General features: G+C 39.3%; 9 protein-coding genes and 5 rRNA genes. 2 read left to right on the top strand and 12 right to left on the bottom strand.

Going from position 1 to position 20424, the window contains the following annotated elements; genetic code table 11:
- Positions 1–24: 24 nt before the first annotated feature.
- From radA to KI230_RS02555, 5 genes are all read right to left on the bottom strand, one after another.
- The gene (gene radA, locus KI230_RS02575) at positions 25–1389 is read right to left on the bottom strand and encodes a DNA repair protein RadA (RefSeq protein WP_001085219.1); all 1365 of its coding nucleotides are present in this window, start codon (positions 1387–1389) and stop codon (positions 25–27) included.
- Between the two features lie 484 nt (positions 1390–1873).
- Positions 1874–4330: an ATP-dependent Clp protease ATP-binding subunit gene (locus tag KI230_RS02570; RefSeq protein ID WP_000897132.1), complete on the bottom strand. Its 2457-nt coding sequence runs from the start codon at positions 4328–4330 to the stop codon at positions 1874–1876.
- A 13-nt stretch (positions 4331–4343) separates the two neighbouring features.
- Positions 4344–5351, bottom strand: a complete 1008-nt coding sequence (locus KI230_RS02565) for a protein arginine kinase (protein ID WP_214958312.1) — start codon at positions 5349–5351, stop codon at positions 4344–4346.
- Entirely contained in the window at positions 5341–5907 is a 567-nt protein-coding gene (locus tag KI230_RS02560; RefSeq protein ID WP_000882069.1) for a UvrB/UvrC motif-containing protein, read from the bottom strand. The genes KI230_RS02565 and KI230_RS02560 overlap by 11 nt, the downstream gene beginning before the upstream one ends.
- An 18-nt stretch (positions 5908–5925) precedes the next feature.
- Positions 5926–6387: a CtsR family transcriptional regulator gene (locus tag KI230_RS02555; protein WP_000551762.1), complete on the bottom strand. Its 462-nt coding sequence runs from the start codon at positions 6385–6387 to the stop codon at positions 5926–5928.
- Positions 6388–6544: 157 nt separating this feature from the next.
- Between KI230_RS02555 and KI230_RS02550 the strand changes: the two genes are divergently transcribed.
- On the top strand, positions 6545–7759 hold the full coding sequence (locus KI230_RS02550; protein ID WP_000547794.1) for a NupC/NupG family nucleoside CNT transporter: 1215 nt from the start codon (positions 6545–6547) through the stop codon (positions 7757–7759).
- A 207-nt stretch (positions 7760–7966) separates the two neighbouring features.
- On the opposite strand, the gene pdxT is transcribed toward KI230_RS02550, so the two are convergent.
- Positions 7967–8527: a pyridoxal 5'-phosphate synthase glutaminase subunit PdxT gene (pdxT, locus tag KI230_RS02545; RefSeq protein ID WP_000690439.1), complete on the bottom strand. Its 561-nt coding sequence runs from the start codon at positions 8525–8527 to the stop codon at positions 7967–7969.
- Positions 8528–8530: 3 nt separating this feature from the next.
- Positions 8531–9418: a pyridoxal 5'-phosphate synthase lyase subunit PdxS gene (gene pdxS / locus KI230_RS02540; RefSeq protein WP_000034728.1), complete on the bottom strand. Its 888-nt coding sequence runs from the start codon at positions 9416–9418 to the stop codon at positions 8531–8533.
- Between the two features lie 103 nt (positions 9419–9521).
- Between pdxS and pdxR the strand changes: the two genes are divergently transcribed.
- Positions 9522–10904 carry a MocR-like pyridoxine biosynthesis transcription factor PdxR gene (gene pdxR / locus KI230_RS02535; RefSeq protein ID WP_000799248.1) on the top strand — a complete coding sequence of 461 codons (1383 nt, stop codon included), beginning with the start codon at positions 9522–9524 and terminating at the stop codon, positions 10902–10904.
- 841 nt (positions 10905–11745) lie between these two features.
- On the opposite strand, the gene rrf (KI230_RS02530) is transcribed toward pdxR, so the two are convergent.
- The 5 genes from rrf (KI230_RS02530) to KI230_RS02510 form a co-directional block, all read right to left on the bottom strand.
- A 5S ribosomal RNA gene (rrf, locus tag KI230_RS02530) occupies positions 11746–11860 on the bottom strand.
- Between the two features lie 72 nt (positions 11861–11932).
- Positions 11933–14855 (bottom strand): 23S ribosomal RNA (locus KI230_RS02525).
- A gap of 548 nt (positions 14856–15403) precedes the next feature.
- Positions 15404–16955: ribosomal RNA gene (locus KI230_RS02520) — 16S ribosomal RNA — on the bottom strand.
- A 212-nt stretch (positions 16956–17167) separates the two neighbouring features.
- Positions 17168–17282 (bottom strand): 5S ribosomal RNA (gene rrf / locus KI230_RS02515).
- A gap of 72 nt (positions 17283–17354) precedes the next feature.
- Positions 17355–20277 (bottom strand): 23S ribosomal RNA (locus KI230_RS02510).
- The 16S, 23S and 5S rRNA genes sit together here, the layout of an rRNA operon.
- Between the last annotated feature and the right edge of the window lie 147 nt (positions 20278–20424).

Genomic DNA, 20424 nt, shown 5'->3' with positions numbered 1-20424 from the left:
ACAATGTCCTCCTTTCTTGATGTTTTATGAATGAAGAGCAAATGACAATGCTTCATGTACAGTAGTTACACCTATTACTTGTATACCTTCAGGATATGTCCATCCGCCTATATTATTTTTAGGAATAATTACACGTTTGAAACCTAGTTTTGCAGCCTCTTGCACGCGTTGTTCTATCCGAGATACACGACGTACCTCACCCGTTAAACCAACTTCTCCAATATAGCAATCTAATCCGTCGACAGCTTTATCTTTAAAGCTAGATGCAGTTGCTACAATTACACTTAAATCAACTGCTGGCTCCGTTAACTTTACACCGCCAGCTACTTTGATATAAGCATCTTGTTGTTGTAATAGATAATTTTCTTTCTTTTCCAAAACAGCCATCAACAAACTTAATCGATTATGATCAATCCCTGTTGCCATTCGTCTCGGATTGTTAAAAGTCGTTGGAGTTACCAGCGCTTGAACTTCTATTAAAAGTGGTCTGGTTCCCTCCATGGTTGCAACAATTGTTGAACCTGGAACATTTGTTGAACGTTCTTCTAAAAACATTTCAGATGGATTATTTACACCTTTTAATCCACTTTGCTTCATTTCGAAGATTCCCATTTCATTCGTTGAACCAAAACGGTTTTTAACAGCTCGCAAAATTCGATATGCGTGGTGTTCATCGCCTTCAAAATAAAGCACAGTATCAACCATGTGTTCTAGCAATCTTGGGCCAGCAATTTGACCTTCTTTCGTTACATGACCCACTATAAAAGTTGCAATGTTCATTTGTTTAGCAATATTCATTAAACTTTGTGTACTTTCACGAACTTGTGAAACAGAACCTGGCGCAGAGCTGATTTCAGGATGATATATTGTTTGAATCGAATCCACTACTAATAAATCAGGTTGTTCTTCTTTTACTGTTTGATAAATAACTTCAAGATCTGTTTCAGCTAATACTTGCAATTCACTTGAATCTTCATCTAATCGCTCTGCACGTAATTTAGTCTGACTAAGCGATTCTTCTCCAGTAATATATAGTACTTTTTTCTTTTGAGATAACGATGCACAAATTTGTAAAAGTAACGTTGACTTACCAATACCTGGATCCCCACCAATAAGTACTAACGATCCGCTCACAATACCTCCACCTAATACACGGTTGAATTCTGCTGAATCTGTTAACACTCTCGGCGTTGTTTCATGTTTAATACTATTTAATTTTTGTACTTTACCTGCTAATTCCTTGGTTTTAACTCCATGTTTAGGATTGGCTGCTTTTTCAACAATTTCCTCCATTTGATTCCAAGCGCCACAATTAGGACATTTCCCCATCCATTTAGGAGATTGATAACCACAAGCCATACATTCAAAAATCACTTTTTTCTTGGCCAAAATTGCACCTCCACTTTCCTTTGAACAAATCTATTTTAAACGCACATTCCCATTATGACAAATTAAATGTGAGTTACATTTGTTTGTATTTTAACATGACTACTAACGCAAACTGTTTTACCAGATTTATTTTTTATGAATATTATAAAATAAACTTACATCATGTTGATAGTCGGTATCTTTCAAAGATAAAATCTTAATAATTTCTTAGTAAACTCTTTTCTCTAGATTTATCACAATATTATATAGACCTATTTTATTTTGACGTAAGTTGCTAGTATCTTCAAACAAAAAACCTTTATAAAAATTCATACCTTTATGCTATCGCTGTATGCTCATTAACTTGTTACATATAATTCTTAACTATCCTTTGATGATTATTTTATTAGATTGTTTCGTTGATGGATACTTTCACGAATTTCTATAGTTCAATGCTACTAAAAAAACAGCCCAAAACTTTAATTTGTTTTGGACTGTTTTATAATTATGCTTGCGATGGTGTTTTAGTTTCTGAAGTTTGTTCAGCAATGTCATATTTAAACTCTTTACCATCATGATCTACTGTAACTTTCTTACCTTCAATTTGATTACCATCTAATATTAATTCACTTAAATTATCTTCGATAGTTTTTTGTATCGCTCTAATTAATGGTCTTGCACCATATTCTGGATCATATCCTTCTTCTGCGATTTTGTCTTTCGCTTTATCAGTAACAATAATATTTATGTTTTGTTCAGATAATCGATTTGTTAATTTATTAACCATCATTGTTACAATTTCTTTTAATTCTTCTTTTGTTAGTTTATGGAATACAATGATATCATCTACACGGTTTAAAAATTCTGGACGGAATGAATTTTTTAATTCTTTTAACATCGTTTTTCGAATTGTTTCATAATCTTGTCCATCACTTGAACCACCGAATCCAGCAAATCGTTGATCTTGTAATTCTTGTGCCCCAACGTTTGATGTCATTATGATAATTGTATTTCTGAAATCAACTGTACGTCCTTTTGTATCTGTCAAATGTCCATCATCTAAAACTTGTAATAGAATATTAAATACATCTGGATGAGCTTTTTCAATTTCATCAAATAAAATTACAGAATATGGTTTACGTCTAACTTTTTCAGTTAATTGTCCACCATCATCATGACCAACATATCCTGGAGGAGCACCAACTAATCGGCTCACTGCGTGTTTTTCCATAAATTCACTCATGTCTACACGGATCATCGCATCATCATCGCCAAACATTGATTCAGCTAAAGCTCTAGCTAATTCAGTTTTACCAACACCAGTTGGTCCAAGGAAGATAAAGCTACCAATTGGTCGTTTAGGATCTTTTAACCCTGCACGGGCACGTCTAACCGCTTTACTGATTGAATTAACAGCATCTTTTTGCCCAATAACTCTCTCATGTAATGTATCTTCTAGACTAAGAAGTTTTTCAGATTCTGTTTCATTGATTTTAGTTAATGGGATACCTGTCCATCCTGCAATAACTTCAGCAATATCTTCTTCTGACAATGAAGTTGACATGCCATTTTGTGCATTCTTCCATTCATTTTTAGCTTCTTCATATTGCTTTTCAAGTTTTGTTTGTTTATCACGCAGGTTAGCAGCATTTTCAAACTCTTGAGCATGTACTGCGGCATCTTTTTCATTTTTAACTTTTTCAATTTCTTGTTCAATTTCTTTTAAATTATTAGGTGTCGTATGACTCTTAAGTCTTACTTTAGAACTTGCTTCATCAATTAAATCAATTGCTTTATCTGGTAAGAAACGATCTGAAACGTATCTGTTACTTAATTTAACAGCTGCTTCAATAGCTTCGTCTGAAATATTAATACGATGGTGTGCTTCGTAACGATCTCTTAATCCTTTTAAAATAGCAACTGTATCTACTACTGAAGGTTCATCAACTTGTACAGGTTGGAAACGACGTTCTAAAGCCGCGTCTTTTTCAATATTTTTGCGATATTCATCTAATGTAGTAGCACCAATACATTGTAATTCACCACGTGCTAATGCCGGTTTCAAAATATTCGAAGCATCGATAGCACCTTCAGCACCACCAGCACCAACTAAAGTATGCAACTCATCAATAAATAGGATGACATTACCTGCTTGTTGGATTTCTTCCATAACCTTTTTCAGACGCTCTTCAAATTCACCACGATATTTAGTACCTGCAACTACTGTTCCCATATCTAAAGACATAACACGCTTATCTTTTAATGTCTCTGGTACCTCATTATTCACTATGGCTTGCGCTAAACCTTCAGCAATAGCAGTTTTACCAACACCTGGCTCTCCAATAAGCACAGGATTGTTTTTCGTACGTCTACTTAATACTTCAATTACACGTGTAATTTCTTTATCACGTCCTATAACAGGATCTAATGTACCGTCTTTGGCAATGACTGTTAAGTCACGAGCTAAACTATCTAAAGTTGGAGTATTATTTGACTTACTAGCTTGTGCATTTTTATTACTCATTTCAGGGTTTCCTAAAGCTTTCACAACTTGTGCACGTGCTTTAGTAATATTTAAATCTAGATTTGCAAAAACTCTTGCTGCAACACCTTCATTTTCACGAATCAAGCCTAATAAAATATGTTCCGTTCCAACAAAATTGTGATGTAATTTTCTAGCTTCATCCATCGATAATTCAATGACTTTTTTAGCTCTAGGTGTATAATGCAATGTACCAACATGATCTTGACCATGTCCGATTAATTTTTCAACTTCTTCAATTACTTTATCTTCAGTGATATTAAAACTTTCTAATACTTTTGCAGCAATTCCTTCAGGTTCTTTCATTAACCCCAATAATAGGTGTTCTGTTCCTATATTTGAATGATTTAAACGAATTGCTTCTTCTTGGGCATGTGCTAATACGCGCTGTGCACGCTCAGTTAATCTACCAAATAACATAAATAATGACCTCCTACTTTATATGTTCTCTTAGTATATCTGCTCGTTTTTCTTTTACAGATTTGTCATCTTCTTCATCTAATAAAAATGGTGACTGTATAGCTACCATCAATTCATTAAATTTAAAGTTTTGTAATTCAATGTAATTTAAATCTATACCAAGTTTAACTTCGCTTAATCTATAAGAAGCCTCTTCCATAGTTATCATTCTACAGTTTTGTAAAATACCTAGCGAGCGAAAAACACGGTCTTGTGTTTCTAATTGATTATAAGTGTCTAACTTTTGTCGTATTTGTTTTTCTTCATGAATGATTTGATTAACAACTTCTGTTAATGTTTCTATGATTTCTAACTCAGATTTACCAAGTGTAAGTTGGTTGGATAGTTGATAAGTATGTCCATAAACTTGCGAACCTTCACCGTAAATACCTCTGATTGTATATCCAAAACGATTAATGGTTTGAGCAATCCGTGTCATTCTTTTCATAATAGATAGACCTGGCAAATGTAGCATCACGCTTGCTCTCATACCAGTACCTATATTGGTAGGACATGTAGTTAAATAACCAAGTTGTTCATCATAACTTATATCAAGGCTTCGATCTAATTCATCATCAATTGATGAAGCTTGATTATATAAAGCCTGTAATGTCGTGTCAGTTCCCATAGCTTGAATACGAATATGGTCCTCTTCATTTATCATGACACTTAAAGATTCATCGTCATTCACTAATACTGCGGCTGCTGGTTGTTTTATTAGTTCAGGACTAATCAAATGCTTTGCAACCATTTTCATTTTACTTTGTTGATCCATTTGATCAAGACGCATTAATTCAAAGTTTGGCAAGGCATCTTGTACCTCATTTATAACTCTAAATCCATCATTTTCAGTAGCATACATTAGTGGATGCACATGATTTTCTAAATTACGCGCTAACCGAATTCTAGAAGACATAACAATTGGTGTTTCTTCATTACTTTTCATCCATTGGCTGATATTATCATGAATATTATGCGTCATCATGTTGCACCTCACTCTCAGCTTTTAGTGCTTTAATTTCATCTCTAACAATGGCTGCTTCCTCAAAATCTTGGATTTCAATAAGTTTTTTCAAATATTCATTCTTTTCTTCGATTTTTCGCTTTAAAGCTATCTTTTTATGTGAAGAATGTGGTGTCTTTCCAACGTGCTCAAATTGTCCACCTTGAACTCTGCGGACGATATCAATGATGTCATCTTTAAATGTTGCATAACAATTAGCACACCCAAATTTACCAACATGTGCAATATCTTTCAAAGTCATATGACATGATGGGCAACGTTTTTCTTCTTTAAACGCTACTTCTTGAAAATTAATGCCATGTTTCGTAGCTAAATGTTGTAAAATTTGCTTAACAACAAATGCTTCTTCGAAATTATCTTGATGTTCTTGATATTCAGGCTGTTCATTAGCTTGATTCCACGGATGGTGCCCCTCAGCACAAGTTTGACACACCATTTTTTCTTCTGTTTTATTTTTACTTGTAACTTTAACTTTTAATTCCGCTTCATTAAGTTGACAATTTTCACAAAGCACTTCAACACCTCATTTCATTTAGTAATAATTTATAACTGGTAACAAACGTTTTAAAATATTTGCTCTAATAATATCTCTAGAAACCATATCCATTGATAGCGTTTCTCTATCAATAACTGCTTGAATCATTTTAGCTTCACGTTCATTTATTAACATTTTATCTAAAAGCCCATCAATAATATAATAAGCTTGTTGTTGAGAAATAGAAGGTCCAATCAGCTGAAGCAAATGATTAATATAACCTGTTGCATCTTTATTTTCAATTTTAGTGATTCGGATGTAACCACCACCACCACGTTTACTTTCGATTTCATAACCATGTTCATTAGTGAATCGTGTTTTGATTACATAATTTAATTGTGATGGTACACAATCAAAACGCTGTGCGATATTCGCTCTCTGAATTTCAACGACATCTTCATTCGACTCTTCAAATAAACGTTTGATGTATTGTTCTATGATGTCAGACATATTGTGCATGTATATCACCCCTTTTTGACCTTCTTTGACTATATTATATGACCTATTTTGACCTTTTTCAATTAATTTGTTTTTATATTTTCAAAAATTTATGATGTTAGCCCTTCCATTTTATTGTATGATAGATTGTAGAAAAAACTAAAGGAATGAGAAATATATGCATATTCTAATTGGGATTATCGGAATTATCTTCTTTTTAGCACTTGCGTTTCTATTTAGCTCAGACAGGAAAAATATTCGCTGGAAATATGTAGGAATTTTACTTGCAATTCAGCTTATCTTTGCATTTATCTTGCTTAAAACTACAATGGGAATCAAGGTTATTGGTGGTATTTCAAACGGTTTTAACTACTTATTATTAAAAGCAGCAGATGGTGTTAACTTTGTATTCGGTGGTATTCAATATATCGATCCTAAGCAACCACCATTCTTCTTCAGTGTATTATTACCTATCGTATTTATTTCAGCGATTATCGGTATCCTTCAATACACAAAGATTTTACCTTTAATCATTAATGTTTTAGGATTCTTAATTTCTAAAATTAATGGTATGGGACGTTTAGAATCATACAATGCAGTTGCTGCAGCAATTTTAGGACAATCTGAAGTATTTATTTCAATTAAAAAACAATTACCATACATACCTAAGCAACGTTTATACACATTAACAGCTTCAGCAATGTCGACTGTTTCTGCTTCAATTATCGGTGCATACTTTACCTTAATTGAACCTAAATATGTTGTAACGGCTGTTGTCTTAAACTTATTTGGTGGTTTCATCATCGCTTCAATTATTAACCCTTATAAAGTTAATGAAGAAGATGACAAATTATTAGTTGAAGAAACTGAAGAAAGACAACAATCATTCTTCGAAATGCTAGGAGAATATATTTTAGATGGATTTAAAGTAGCTGTCATTGTAGGCGCAATGTTAATCGGATACATTGCTATTATCGCTCTATTAAATGGAATTGTAAGCAATATCTTTAGTACAGTTTCAGGTGGCGCTATTTCTTGGGATTTCCAAACATTAATTGGTTTTGTCTTTGCACCATTTGCATTCTTAGTCGGTGTGCCATGGCAAGATGCAGTTCAAGCCGGTTCAGTTATGGCGACAAAACTATTATCTAACGAATTTGTAGCAATGCAAGCACTTGGTAAACTTAGTGATTTATCTGAACACGCAAAAGGTGTTACATCTGTATTCTTAGTATCATTTGCTAACTTTAGCTCTATTGGTATTATTTCAGGTGCGATTAAATCTCTTAATGACAAAAAAGGAGATACAGTTGCCCGCTTTGGTTTGAAACTATTATTCGGTGCAACACTAGTATCTTTCATTTCAGCTGCAATCGCTGGATTCTTTATTTAACAAATACATCAACATCGAATTAACCCCTTCAAAATTTTGACTATTCTCAGTGTCTTTGAAGGGGTTTTTTCTTATGTATATCTTTATTTTTTATCATTTTTAATTTTGACATAAAAAACAACTCCTCCAAAGCTAAGTTTGAAGGAGATATTGTCTTCTCAACAAATCTATAAATGTCAATAATTCGTTGATTTAGCATACATTAAGCTATGCTTTTTTTACAATATGATTAATAAAGTAATCAGTTACTCTATAGTCATCTGTTAATTCAGGATGGAATGATACGCCTAAATATTTACCTTGCTGGACAGCTACAATTTTCTCATTAACCTTACATAGGATATCTACGCCTTGACCTACTTTTTCAATATGTGGCGCTCTTATAAAGACACCTTCAATATCTGTAGCGATACCTTTAATATCTAATTCTGTTTCAAAGCTGTCAACTTGTCTACCGAATGAGTTTCGTTGTACAGTAATATTCAACTTGTTAAGGTATCCTTCTTCACCAACTATATCTTGCGCTAGAACTATTAATCCTGCGCATGTACCAAACATAGGTAAAGTTGAATTTTGTAAAGCCTCTTTAAATCCATATAAATTCATTAATCGACGTAACGTTGTAGACTCGCCACCAGGTAATATTAAGCCCTCGATTTCTTCTAATTGTTCAACTTTTTTAACTGCAATACCTTCATGACCACTTAATTCAATATGTCTAATATGTTCACGTACTGCACCTTGTAATGCTAATACACCTATTTTCATATCTTACCAACCACGCTCTTGCATACGTTCTTCTAATGATAATTGATTGATATCTAAACCTTTCATAGCAGTGCCAAGTTCACTTGCTAATCTTCCAATTAGCTCATAGTCTTGGTAATGTGTTGTTGCTTGAACAATTGCTTTAGCAAATTTTTCTGGATCTTCTGATTTAAAAATACCTGATCCAACGAATACACCGTCGGCACCTAATTCCATCATTAAAGCAGCATCTTGAGGAGTCGCAACGCCACCAGCTGCAAAGTTAACTACCGGTAAACGACCATTGTCTTTAATTTGTTTTAAAATTTCATAAGGCGCACCGATATCTTTCGCAAAAGTCATAATCTCATCATCATTCATTACAGTCAAACGACTAACTTCTGAATTAACTTGTCTCATATGTCTTACAGCTTCAACAATATTACCTGTACCTGGTTCACCTTTAGTACGTAACATAGCAGCACCTTCACCAATTCTACGCGCAGCTTCACCTAAATTACGACATCCACATACAAATGGTACTGTAAATTGATCTTTTCTTAAGTGATATTCCTCATCTGCTGGTGTTAACACTTCTGATTCATCAATATAGTCAACACCCATCGCCTCTAATACTCTTGCTTCAGTGATATGACCAATACGTGCTTTAGCCATGACTGGAATAGAAACAGCATTCATTACTTCTTCTACAATTTTAGGGTTTGCCATACGTGCAACGCCACCAGCAGCTCTAATATCAGAAGGTACTCGTTCTAATGCCATAACTGCTACCGCGCCTGCTTCTTCTGCAATTCTTGCTTGCTCAGCATTAACGACATCCATAATAACGCCGCCTTTTTGCATTTCAGCCATACCTCTTTTGACTCTGTCTGATCCAATAATTTTACTCATTATACATAAAACCCCTTTTCAAGTTGATTAAATACATTGTAATGTATAAACTGATATTTAAAAAGGTACAAAATAAGATAAATTTAGGAGGTCAGTTATAAAATTGAAAAACACTTTATACCATCAACTTTATGAAAAATTAAAAAAACAAATAATTGAAGGTCAATTTAAAGAAGGCGATAAATTTTATTCTAAAAGACAATTAAGCAAACATTTATCTATCAGCCAAACAACCGTAGAGCATGCATATCAACTTCTATTAGACGAAGGTTACATTTATTCAAGACCTCGCTCTGGATATTTTGTGTCCGAAATTGAATCTTTAACAATTTTAAACAATCAACCTATCCCCTCTCTTTTTGATGATGATTCATATAAACCAAAAGCGAGTGATGAAGCTTATGATTATGCTTTTAATTTGGATGAAATAGATACGAAACATTTCCCTATAGAACTTTTCAGAAAGTATTCCAAAGATCTTTATGATACAAATCATTTAAATCAATTACGTAGAGGACATTTTCAAGGAGAATTACATTTAAGATTTCAACTGGCATTTTATTTATTTACTAATCGTGGTGTAATTTGTGATCCTAATCAAATTATAATTGGCTCATCTACCGAACAATTAGTAAATCAATTAGTCGATTTACTTTATACTTCAACATTTATTATCGAAAAACCTAGTTATCCACCAATCAAAAATATTTTAGATAAAAAACAAGTTGAATATGAACAAATTGAAGTTGAAGATAATGGAATAAACGTAGATGAAGTTATTAAATCACAAAAAAATATAGTATATATAACGCCTTCCCATCAATTTCCAACTGGATATGTGATGGACTTAAAAAAGCGAACTCAATTAATACAATGGGCTCAAGAAAAAGAAGAACGATTTATTATAGAAGATGATTATGATTCCGAGTTTAGATATTTCGGCAAACCCATTCCAGCAATTCAAGGTCTATATTCAAGAGGAGAAAAAGTGATTTATATCAGTACATTTTCAAAGTCTATTTTTCCTAGCTGTCGAGTTGCATATATGGTGTTACCCTATTCTATAATGAAAAAATATCATTCTCAAAATCACATTGAAGGCAACACTGTACCTGTTCATATGCAAAACCTTATTGCAACGTTTATATCTTCCGGTGGTTTTGAAAGGCATTTAAATAAAATGAGACGAATTTATCGTAGAAAACTAACCTATATTTTAAAAAGATTGAAACCTTACAAAGAGCAGCTTGATATTCAAGGTGCTGAAACGGGTATGCATTTTACAATTACAGTAAAAAATGGATTAACATTACAAGAGTGTCTTGATAGAGCAAACAAAGTAAAGTTAAAATTACAAGTTTATAATTTTGATGATGATCAAGACTATAAGAAAACCCCTAAATTTATATTAGGCTTTGGCGGTATAGACGATGATGCTTTAAAACCGCATGTAGACGCTCTAATAAAATCATTAATTATAAAGTAACACTTCTTTGATAAAAGTTAGTGTTACTTATGCAATAGCTTGTCTATTGTATAATAATTAATTTCCTTTTTGTATTTCAATAAAGTATATAAAAGAGCAGTAAGATCATTTTCAATTAGATACCGTCTTACTGCTCTTCTCTATTTATACAATATTTTATTTTCGATGATATCATTTTAAATTTATATAAACACAAAATTAAAGTTGTACATACTTAGACAATCAAAAGTGCACATTATTAAATTATTATTTCTAAAATTCAATGCGGCTCATCGCATCCATTTTTTGCCTGGCAACGTTCTACTCTAGCGGAACGTAAGTTGGCTACCATCCTCGCTAAGAACCTTTCTTGACTTGTGACAATCGCTTGCTTCTTTCCTCTCCTTCGGCTCTCGCTTACTCATTTAGCTCTACTAAACTCGTTGCGCTCTTTTCTCGTTTCGTCAGATTCAAACGTTTTCACTTCGTCAAGCCATTTTCTTTGTGTTAACTTTTATTTTGACGTTTTAGACATAAAAAAAGAGACCTCACGGTCTCAATGCGGCTCATCGCATCCATTTTTGCCTGGCAACGTTCTACTCTAGCGGAACGTAAGTTGGCTACCATCCTCGCTAAGAACCTTTCTTGACTTGTGACAATCGCTTGCTTCTTTCCTCTCCTTCGGCTCTCACTTACTCATTTAGCTCTACTAAAATCGTTGCGTTCTTTTCTCGTTTCGTCAGATTCAAACGTTTTCACTTCGCCAAGCCATTTTTCTTTGTGTTTGCTTTTTATTTTGACGTTTTAGACATAAAAAAAAGAGACCTTGCGGTCGCAATGCGGCTCATCGCATCCATTTTTTGCCTGGCAACGTTCTACTCTAGCGGAACGTAAGTTCGACTACCATCGACGCTAAGGAGCTTAACTTCTGTGTTCGGCATGGGAACAGGTGTGACCTCCTTGCTATAGTCACCAGACATATGAATGTAATTTATACATTCAAAACTAGATAGTAAGTAAAAGTGATTTTGCTTCGCAAAACATTTATTTTGATTAAGTCTTCGATCGATTAGTATTCGTCAGCTCCACATGTCACCATGCTTCCACCTCGAACCTATTAACCTCATCATCTTTGAGGGATCTTATAACCGAAGTTGGGAAATCTCATCTTGAGGGGGGCTTCATGCTTAGATGCTTTCAGCACTTATCCCGTCCACACATAGCTACCCAGCTATGCCGTTGGCACGACAACTGGTACACCAGAGGTATGTCCATCCCGGTCCTCTCGTACTAAGGACAGCTCCTCTCAAATTTCCTACGCCCACGACGGATAGGGACCGAACTGTCTCACGACGTTCTGAACCCAGCTCGCGTACCGCTTTAATGGGCGAACAGCCCAACCCTTGGGACCGACTACAGCCCCAGGATGCGATGAGCCGACATCGAGGTGCCAAACCTCCCCGTCGATGTGAACTCTTGGGGGAGATAAGCCTGTTATCCCCGGGGTAGCTTTTATCCGTTGAGCGATGGCCCTTCCATGCGGAACCACCGGATCACTAAGTCCGTCTTTCGACCCTGCTCGACTTGTAGGTCTCGCAGTCAAGCTCCCTTATGCCTTTACACTCTATGAATGATTTCCAACCATTCTGAGGGAACCTTTGAGCGCCTCCGTTACCTTTTAGGAGGCGACCGCCCCAGTCAAACTGCCCGCCTGACACTGTCTCCCACCACGATAAGTGGTGCGGGTTAGAAAGCCAACACAGCTAGGGTAGTATCCCACCAGCGCCTCCACGTAAGCTAGCGCTCACGTTTCAAAGGCTCCTACCTATCCTGTACAAGCTGTGCCGAATTTCAATATCAGGCTACAGTAAAGCTCCACGGGGTCTTTCCGTCCTGTCGCGGGTAACCTGCATCTTCACAGGTACTATGATTTCACCGAGTCTCTCGTTGAGACAGTGCCCAAATCGTTACGCCTTTCGTGCGGGTCGGAACTTACCCGACAAGGAATTTCGCTACCTTAGGACCGTTATAGTTACGGCCGCCGTTTACTGGGGCTTCGATTCGTAGCTTCGCAGAAGCTAACCACTCCTCTTAACCTTCCAGCACCGGGCAGGCGTCAGCCCCTATACATCACCTTACGGTTTAGCAGAGACCTGTGTTTTTGATAAACAGTCGCTTGGGCCTATTCACTGCGGCTCTTCTGGGCGTTAACCCTAAAGAGCACCCCTTCTCCCGAAGTTACGGGGTCATTTTGCCGAGTTCCTTAACGAGAGTTCGCTCGCTCACCTTAGAATTCTCATCTTGACTACCTGTGTCGGTTTGCGGTACGGGCACCTATTTTCTATCTAGAGGCTTTTCTCGGCAGTGTGAAATCAACGACTCGAAGACACAATGTCTTCTCCCCATCACAGCTCAGCCTTAACGAGTACCGGATTTGCCTAATACTCAGCCTTACTGCTTAGACGTGCAATCCAATCGCACGCTTCGCCTATCCTACTGCGTCCCCCCATCGATTAAAACGATTATAGGTGGTACAGGAATATCAACCTGTTATCCATCGCCTACGCCTGTCGGCCTCAGCTTAGGACCCGACTAACCCAGAGCGGACGAGCCTTCCTCTGGAAACCTTAGTCAATCGGTGGACGGGATTCTCACCCGTCTTTCGCTACTCACACCGGCATTCTCACTTCTAAGCGCTCCACATGTTCTTACGATCATGCTTCAACGCCCTTAGAACGCTCTCCTACCATTGTCCAAAGGACAATCCACAGCTTCGGTAATATGTTTAGCCCCGGTACATTTTCGGCGCAGTGTCACTCGACTAGTGAGCTATTACGCACTCTTTAAATGATGGCTGCTTCTAAGCCAACATCCTAGTTGTCTGGGCAACGCCACATCCTTTTCCACTTAACATATATTTTGGGACCTTAGCTGGTGGTCTGGGCTGTTTCCCTTTCGAACACGGACCTTATCACCCATGTTCTGACTCCCAAGTTAAATTAATTGGCATTCGGAGTTTGTCTGAATTCGGTAACCCGAGAGGGGCCCCTCGTCCAAACAGTGCTCTACCTCCAATAATCATCACTTGAGGCTAGCCCTAAAGCTATTTCGGAGAGAACCAGCTATCTCCAGGTTCGATTGGAATTTCTCCGCTACCCTCAGTTCATCCGCTCACTTTTCAACGTAAGTCGGTTCGGTCCTCCATTCAGTGTTACCTGAACTTCAACCTGACCAAGGGTAGATCACCTGGTTTCGGGTCTACGACCAAATACTAAACGCCCTATTCAGACTCGCTTTCGCTACGGCTCCACATTTACTGCTTAACCTTGCATCAAATCGTAACTCGCCGGTTCATTCTACAAAAGGCACGCCATCACCCATTAACGGGCTCTGACTACTTGTAAGCACACGGTTTCAGGTTCTATTTCACTCCCCTTCCGGGGTGCTTTTCACCTTTCCCTCACGGTACTGGTTCACTATCGGTCACTAGAGAGTATTTAGCCTTAGGAGATGGTCCTCCCAGATTCCGACGGAATTTCACGTGCTCCGTCGTACTCAGGATCCACTCAAGAGAGACAACATTTTCGACTACAGGATTATTACCTTCTTTGATTCATCTTTCCAGATGATTCGTCTAATGTCGTCCTTTGTAACTCCGTATAGAGTGTCCTACAACCCCAACAAGCAAGCTTGTTGGTTTGGGCTCTTCCCGTTTCGCTCGCCGCTACTAAGGGAATCGAATTTTCTTTCTCTTCCTCCGGGTACTAAGATGTTTCAGTTCTCCGGGTGTGCCTTCTGATATGCTATGTATTCACATATCGATAACATGACATAACTCATGCTGGGTTTCCCCATTCGGAAATCTCTGGATCAAAGCTTACTTACAGCTCCCCAAAGCATATCGTCGTTAGTAACGTCCTTCATCGGCTTCTAGTGCCAAGGCATCCACCGTGCGCCCTTAATAACTTAATCTATGTTTCCACCATTTTTATAAGTCAAACGCTCACATACGGCTTCGTTTTCATTATTTTAAATGCTCATTTACATAAGTAAACTCTGCTTTAAAATAATTTAACTCATTGTCTGCTAAACGTTTTCTTTTATAAAAAGATTTAAACGCGTTATTAATCTTGTGAGTGTTCTTTCGAACACTAGCGATTATTTCTTATGAATTCAAGCTTATTTAAAACTCTTTATTCACTCGGTTTTGCTTGGTAAAATCTATATTTTACTTACTTATCTAGTTTTCAATGTACAATTTCTTTTTAGTCAAGCGCTCGCATACTGCTTTATTTTCAAAAAATCAAATGCTCATTTACAAAAGTAAACTCCGCTTTAATTTTTCTTAATGCATTGTCTGACAACCGCTTTCTTTAAAAAGAATAGATTGTCAAGCGCTCGCATAAGCAATATCACTTTAACCAAAAAATATTTGAATGTTAAATAAACATTCAAAACTGAATACAATATGTCACGTTATTCCGCATCTTCTGAAGAAGATGTTCCGAATATATCCTTAGAAAGGAGGTGATCCAGCCGCACCTTCCGATACGGCTACCTTGTTACGACTTCACCCCAATCATTTGTCCCACCTTCGACGGCTAGCTCCTAAAAGGTTACTCCACCGGCTTCGGGTGTTACAAACTCTCGTGGTGTGACGGGCGGTGTGTACAAGACCCGGGAACGTATTCACCGTAGCATGCTGATCTACGATTACTAGCGATTCCAGCTTCATGTAGTCGAGTTGCAGACTACAATCCGAACTGAGAACAACTTTATGGGATTTGCTTGACCTCGCGGTTTCGCTGCCCTTTGTATTGTCCATTGTAGCACGTGTGTAGCCCAAATCATAAGGGGCATGATGATTTGACGTCATCCCCACCTTCCTCCGGTTTGTCACCGGCAGTCAACTTAGAGTGCCCAACTTAATGATGGCAACTAAGCTTAAGGGTTGCGCTCGTTGCGGGACTTAACCCAACATCTCACGACACGAGCTGACGACAACCATGCACCACCTGTCACTTTGTCCCCCGAAGGGGAAAGCTCTATCTCTAGAGTTGTCAAAGGATGTCAAGATTTGGTAAGGTTCTTCGCGTTGCTTCGAATTAAACCACATGCTCCACCGCTTGTGCGGGTCCCCGTCAATTCCTTTGAGTTTCAACCTTGCGGTCGTACTCCCCAGGCGGAGTGCTTAATGCGTTAGCTGCAGCACTAAGGGGCGGAAACCCCCTAACACTTAGCACTCATCGTTTACGGCGTGGACTACCAGGGTATCTAATCCTGTTTGATCCCCACGCTTTCGCACATCAGCGTCAGTTACAGACCAGAAAGTCGCCTTCGCCACTGGTGTTCCTCCATATCTCTGCGCATTTCACCGCTACACATGGAATTCCACTTTCCTCTTCTGCACTCAAGTTTTCCAGTTTCCAATGACCCTCCACGGTTGAGCCGTGGGCTTTCACATCAGACTTAAAAAACCGCCTACGCGCGCTTTACGCCCAATAATTCCGGATAACGCTTGCCACCTACGTATTACCGCGGCTGCTGGCACGTAGTTAGCCGTGGCTTTCTGATTAGGTACCGTCAAGATGTGCACAGTTACTTACACATATGTTCTTCCCTAATAACAGAGTTTTACGATCCGAAGACCTTCATCACTCACGCGGCGTTGCTCCGTCAGGCTTTCGCCCATTGCGGAAGATTCCCTACTGCTGCCTCCCGTAGGAGTCTGGACCGTGTCTCAGTTCCAGTGTGGCCGATCACCCTCTCAGGTCGGCTATGCATCGTTGCCTTGGTAAGCCGTTACCTTACCAACTAGCTAATGCAGCGCGGATCCATCTATAAGTGACAGCAAGACCGTCTTTCACTTTTGAACCATGCGGTTCAAAATATTATCCGGTATTAGCTCCGGTTTCCCGAAGTTATCCCAGTCTTATAGGTAGGTTATCCACGTGTTACTCACCCGTCCGCCGCTAACATCAGAGAAGCAAGCTTCTCGTCCGTTCGCTCGACTTGCATGTATTAGGCACGCCGCCAGCGTTCATCCTGAGCCAGGATCAAACTCTCCATAAAAATTATGATGTTTGATTAGCTCATAAATACTAAATAATGTTTGTAACTTATAGTTACGTTTTTTGGAATTAACGTTGACATATTGTCATTCAGTTTTCAATGTTCATTTTTCTTACCGACAAGAATTAATTATACATTTTATTAACATTTAAGTCAATAACTTTTTTTATCTTGTCCATTTTATTTTTTAACCAAAATTTGATTAAAAAACTGCCTGGCAACGTTCTACTCTAGCGGAACGTAAGTTCGACTACCATCGACGCTAAGGAGCTTAACTTCTGTGTTCGGCATGGGAACAGGTGTGACCTCCTTGCTATAGTCACCAGACATATGAATGTAATTTATACATTCAAAACTAGATAGTAAGTAAAAGTGATTTTGCTTCGCAAAACATTTATTTTGATTAAGTCTTCGATCGATTAGTATTCGTCAGCTCCACATGTCACCATGCTTCCACCTCGAACCTATTAACCTCATCATCTTTGAGGGATCTTATAACCGAAGTTGGGAAATCTCATCTTGAGGGGGGCTTCATGCTTAGATGCTTTCAGCACTTATCCCGTCCACACATAGCTACCCAGCTATGCCGTTGGCACGACAACTGGTACACCAGAGGTATGTCCATCCCGGTCCTCTCGTACTAAGGACAGCTCCTCTCAAATTTCCTACGCCCACGACGGATAGGGACCGAACTGTCTCACGACGTTCTGAACCCAGCTCGCGTACCGCTTTAATGGGCGAACAGCCCAACCCTTGGGACCGACTACAGCCCCAGGATGCGATGAGCCGACATCGAGGTGCCAAACCTCCCCGTCGATGTGAACTCTTGGGGGAGATAAGCCTGTTATCCCCGGGGTAGCTTTTATCCGTTGAGCGATGGCCCTTCCATGCGGAACCACCGGATCACTAAGTCCGTCTTTCGACCCTGCTCGACTTGTAGGTCTCGCAGTCAAGCTCCCTTATGCCTTTACACTCTATGAATGATTTCCAACCATTCTGAGGGAACCTTTGAGCGCCTCCGTTACCTTTTAGGAGGCGACCGCCCCAGTCAAACTGCCCGCCTGACACTGTCTCCCACCACGATAAGTGGTGCGGGTTAGAAAGCCAACACAGCTAGGGTAGTATCCCACCAGCGCCTCCACGTAAGCTAGCGCTCACGTTTCAAAGGCTCCTACCTATCCTGTACAAGCTGTGCCGAATTTCAATATCAGGCTACAGTAAAGCTCCACGGGGTCTTTCCGTCCTGTCGCGGGTAACCTGCATCTTCACAGGTACTATGATTTCACCGAGTCTCTCGTTGAGACAGTGCCCAAATCGTTACGCCTTTCGTGCGGGTCGGAACTTACCCGACAAGGAATTTCGCTACCTTAGGACCGTTATAGTTACGGCCGCCGTTTACTGGGGCTTCGATTCGTAGCTTCGCAGAAGCTAACCACTCCTCTTAACCTTCCAGCACCGGGCAGGCGTCAGCCCCTATACATCACCTTACGGTTTAGCAGAGACCTGTGTTTTTGATAAACAGTCGCTTGGGCCTATTCACTGCGGCTCTTCTGGGCGTTAACCCTAAAGAGCACCCCTTCTCCCGAAGTTACGGGGTCATTTTGCCGAGTTCCTTAACGAGAGTTCGCTCGCTCACCTTAGAATTCTCATCTTGACTACCTGTGTCGGTTTGCGGTACGGGCACCTATTTTCTATCTAGAGGCTTTTCTCGGCAGTGTGAAATCAACGACTCGAAGACACAATGTCTTCTCCCCATCACAGCTCAGCCTTAACGAGTACCGGATTTGCCTAATACTCAGCCTTACTGCTTAGACGTGCAATCCAATCGCACGCTTCGCCTATCCTACTGCGTCCCCCCATCGATTAAAACGATTATAGGTGGTACAGGAATATCAACCTGTTATCCATCGCCTACGCCTGTCGGCCTCAGCTTAGGACCCGACTAACCCAGAGCGGACGAGCCTTCCTCTGGAAACCTTAGTCAATCGGTGGACGGGATTCTCACCCGTCTTTCGCTACTCACACCGGCATTCTCACTTCTAAGCGCTCCACATGTCCTTACGATCATGCTTCAACGCCCTTAGAACGCTCTCCTACCATTGTCCAAAGGACAATCCACAGCTTCGGTAATATGTTTAGCCCCGGTACATTTTCGGCGCAGTGTCACTCGACTAGTGAGCTATTACGCACTCTTTAAATGATGGCTGCTTCTAAGCCAACATCCTAGTTGTCTGGGCAACGCCACATCCTTTTCCACTTAACATATATTTTGGGACCTTAGCTGGTGGTCTGGGCTGTTTCCCTTTCGAACATGGACCTTATCACCCATGTTCTGACTCCCAAGTTAAATTAATTGGCATTCGGAGTTTGTCTGAATTCGGTAACCCGAGAGGGGCCCCTCGTCCAAACAGTGCTCTACCTCCAATAATCATCACTTGAGGCTAGCCCTAAAGCTATTTCGGAGAGAACCAGCTATCTCCAGGTTCGATTGGAATTTCTCCGCTACCCTCAGTTCATCCGCTCACTTTTCAACGTAAGTCGGTTCGGTCCTCCATTCAGTGTTACCTGAACTTCAACCTGACCAAGGGTAGATCACCTGGTTTCGGGTCTACGACCAAATACTAAACGCCCTATTCAGACTCGCTTTCGCTACGGCTCCACATTTACTGCTTAACCTTGCATCAAATCGTAACTCGCCGGTTCATTCTACAAAAGGCACGCCATCACCCATTAACGGGCTCTGACTACTTGTAAGCACACGGTTTCAGGTTCTATTTCACTCCCCTTCCGGGGTGCTTTTCACCTTTCCCTCACGGTACTGGTTCACTATCGGTCACTAGAGAGTATTTAGCCTTAGGAGATGGTCCTCCCAGATTCCGACGGAATTTCACGTGCTCCGTCATACTCAGGATCCACTCAAGAGAGACAACATTTTCGACTACAGGATTATTACCTTCTTTGATTCATCTTTCCAGATGATTCGTCTAATGTCGTCCTTTGTAACTCCGTATAGAGTGTCCTACAACCCCAACAAGCAAGCTTGTTGGTTTGGGCTCTTCCCGTTTCGCTCGCCGCTACTAAGGGAATCGAATTTTCTTTCTCTTCCTCCGGGTACTAAGATGTTTCAGTTCTCCGGGTGTGCCTTCTGATATGCTATGTATTCACATATCGATAACATGACATAACTCATGCTGGGTTTCCCCATTCGGAAATCTCTGGATCAAAGCTTACTTACAGCTCCCCAAAGCATATCGTCGTTAGTAACGTCCTTCATCGGCTTCTAGTGCCAAGGCATCCACCGTGCGCCCTTAATAACTTAATCTATGTTTCCACCATTTTTATAAGTCAAACGTTAACATGAAGTTACGTTCTTTTATAAAAAGATTTAAACGCGTTATTAATCTTGTGAGTGTTCTTTCGAACACTAGCGATTATTTCTTATGAATTCAAGCTTATTTAAAACTCTTTA

Origin of the sequence: Staphylococcus sp. MZ3 (assembly GCF_018622755.1) — a bacterium.
Classification (GTDB): Bacteria; Bacillota; Bacilli; order Staphylococcales; family Staphylococcaceae; genus Staphylococcus; species Staphylococcus aureus.
This window is presented reverse-complemented; position numbering and strand designations above follow the sequence as displayed.

Coding starts and splice junctions, on each gene's coding strand:
- KI230_RS02570 (WP_000897132.1), bottom strand. CDS start 4,330: ATGTTATTTGGTAGATTAACTGAGCGTGCACAGCGCGTATTAGCACAT.
- KI230_RS02565 (WP_214958312.1), bottom strand. CDS start 5,351: ATGACGCATAATATTCATGATAATATCAGCCAATGGATGAAAAGTAAT.
- KI230_RS02555 (WP_000551762.1), bottom strand. CDS start 6,387: ATGCACAATATGTCTGACATCATAGAACAATACATCAAACGTTTATTT.
- KI230_RS02550 (WP_000547794.1), top strand. CDS start 6,545: ATGCATATTCTAATTGGGATTATCGGAATTATCTTCTTTTTAGCACTT.
- pdxT (WP_000690439.1), bottom strand. CDS start 8,527: ATGAAAATAGGTGTATTAGCATTACAAGGTGCAGTACGTGAACATATT.
- pdxS (WP_000034728.1), bottom strand. CDS start 9,418: ATGAGTAAAATTATTGGATCAGACAGAGTCAAAAGAGGTATGGCTGAA.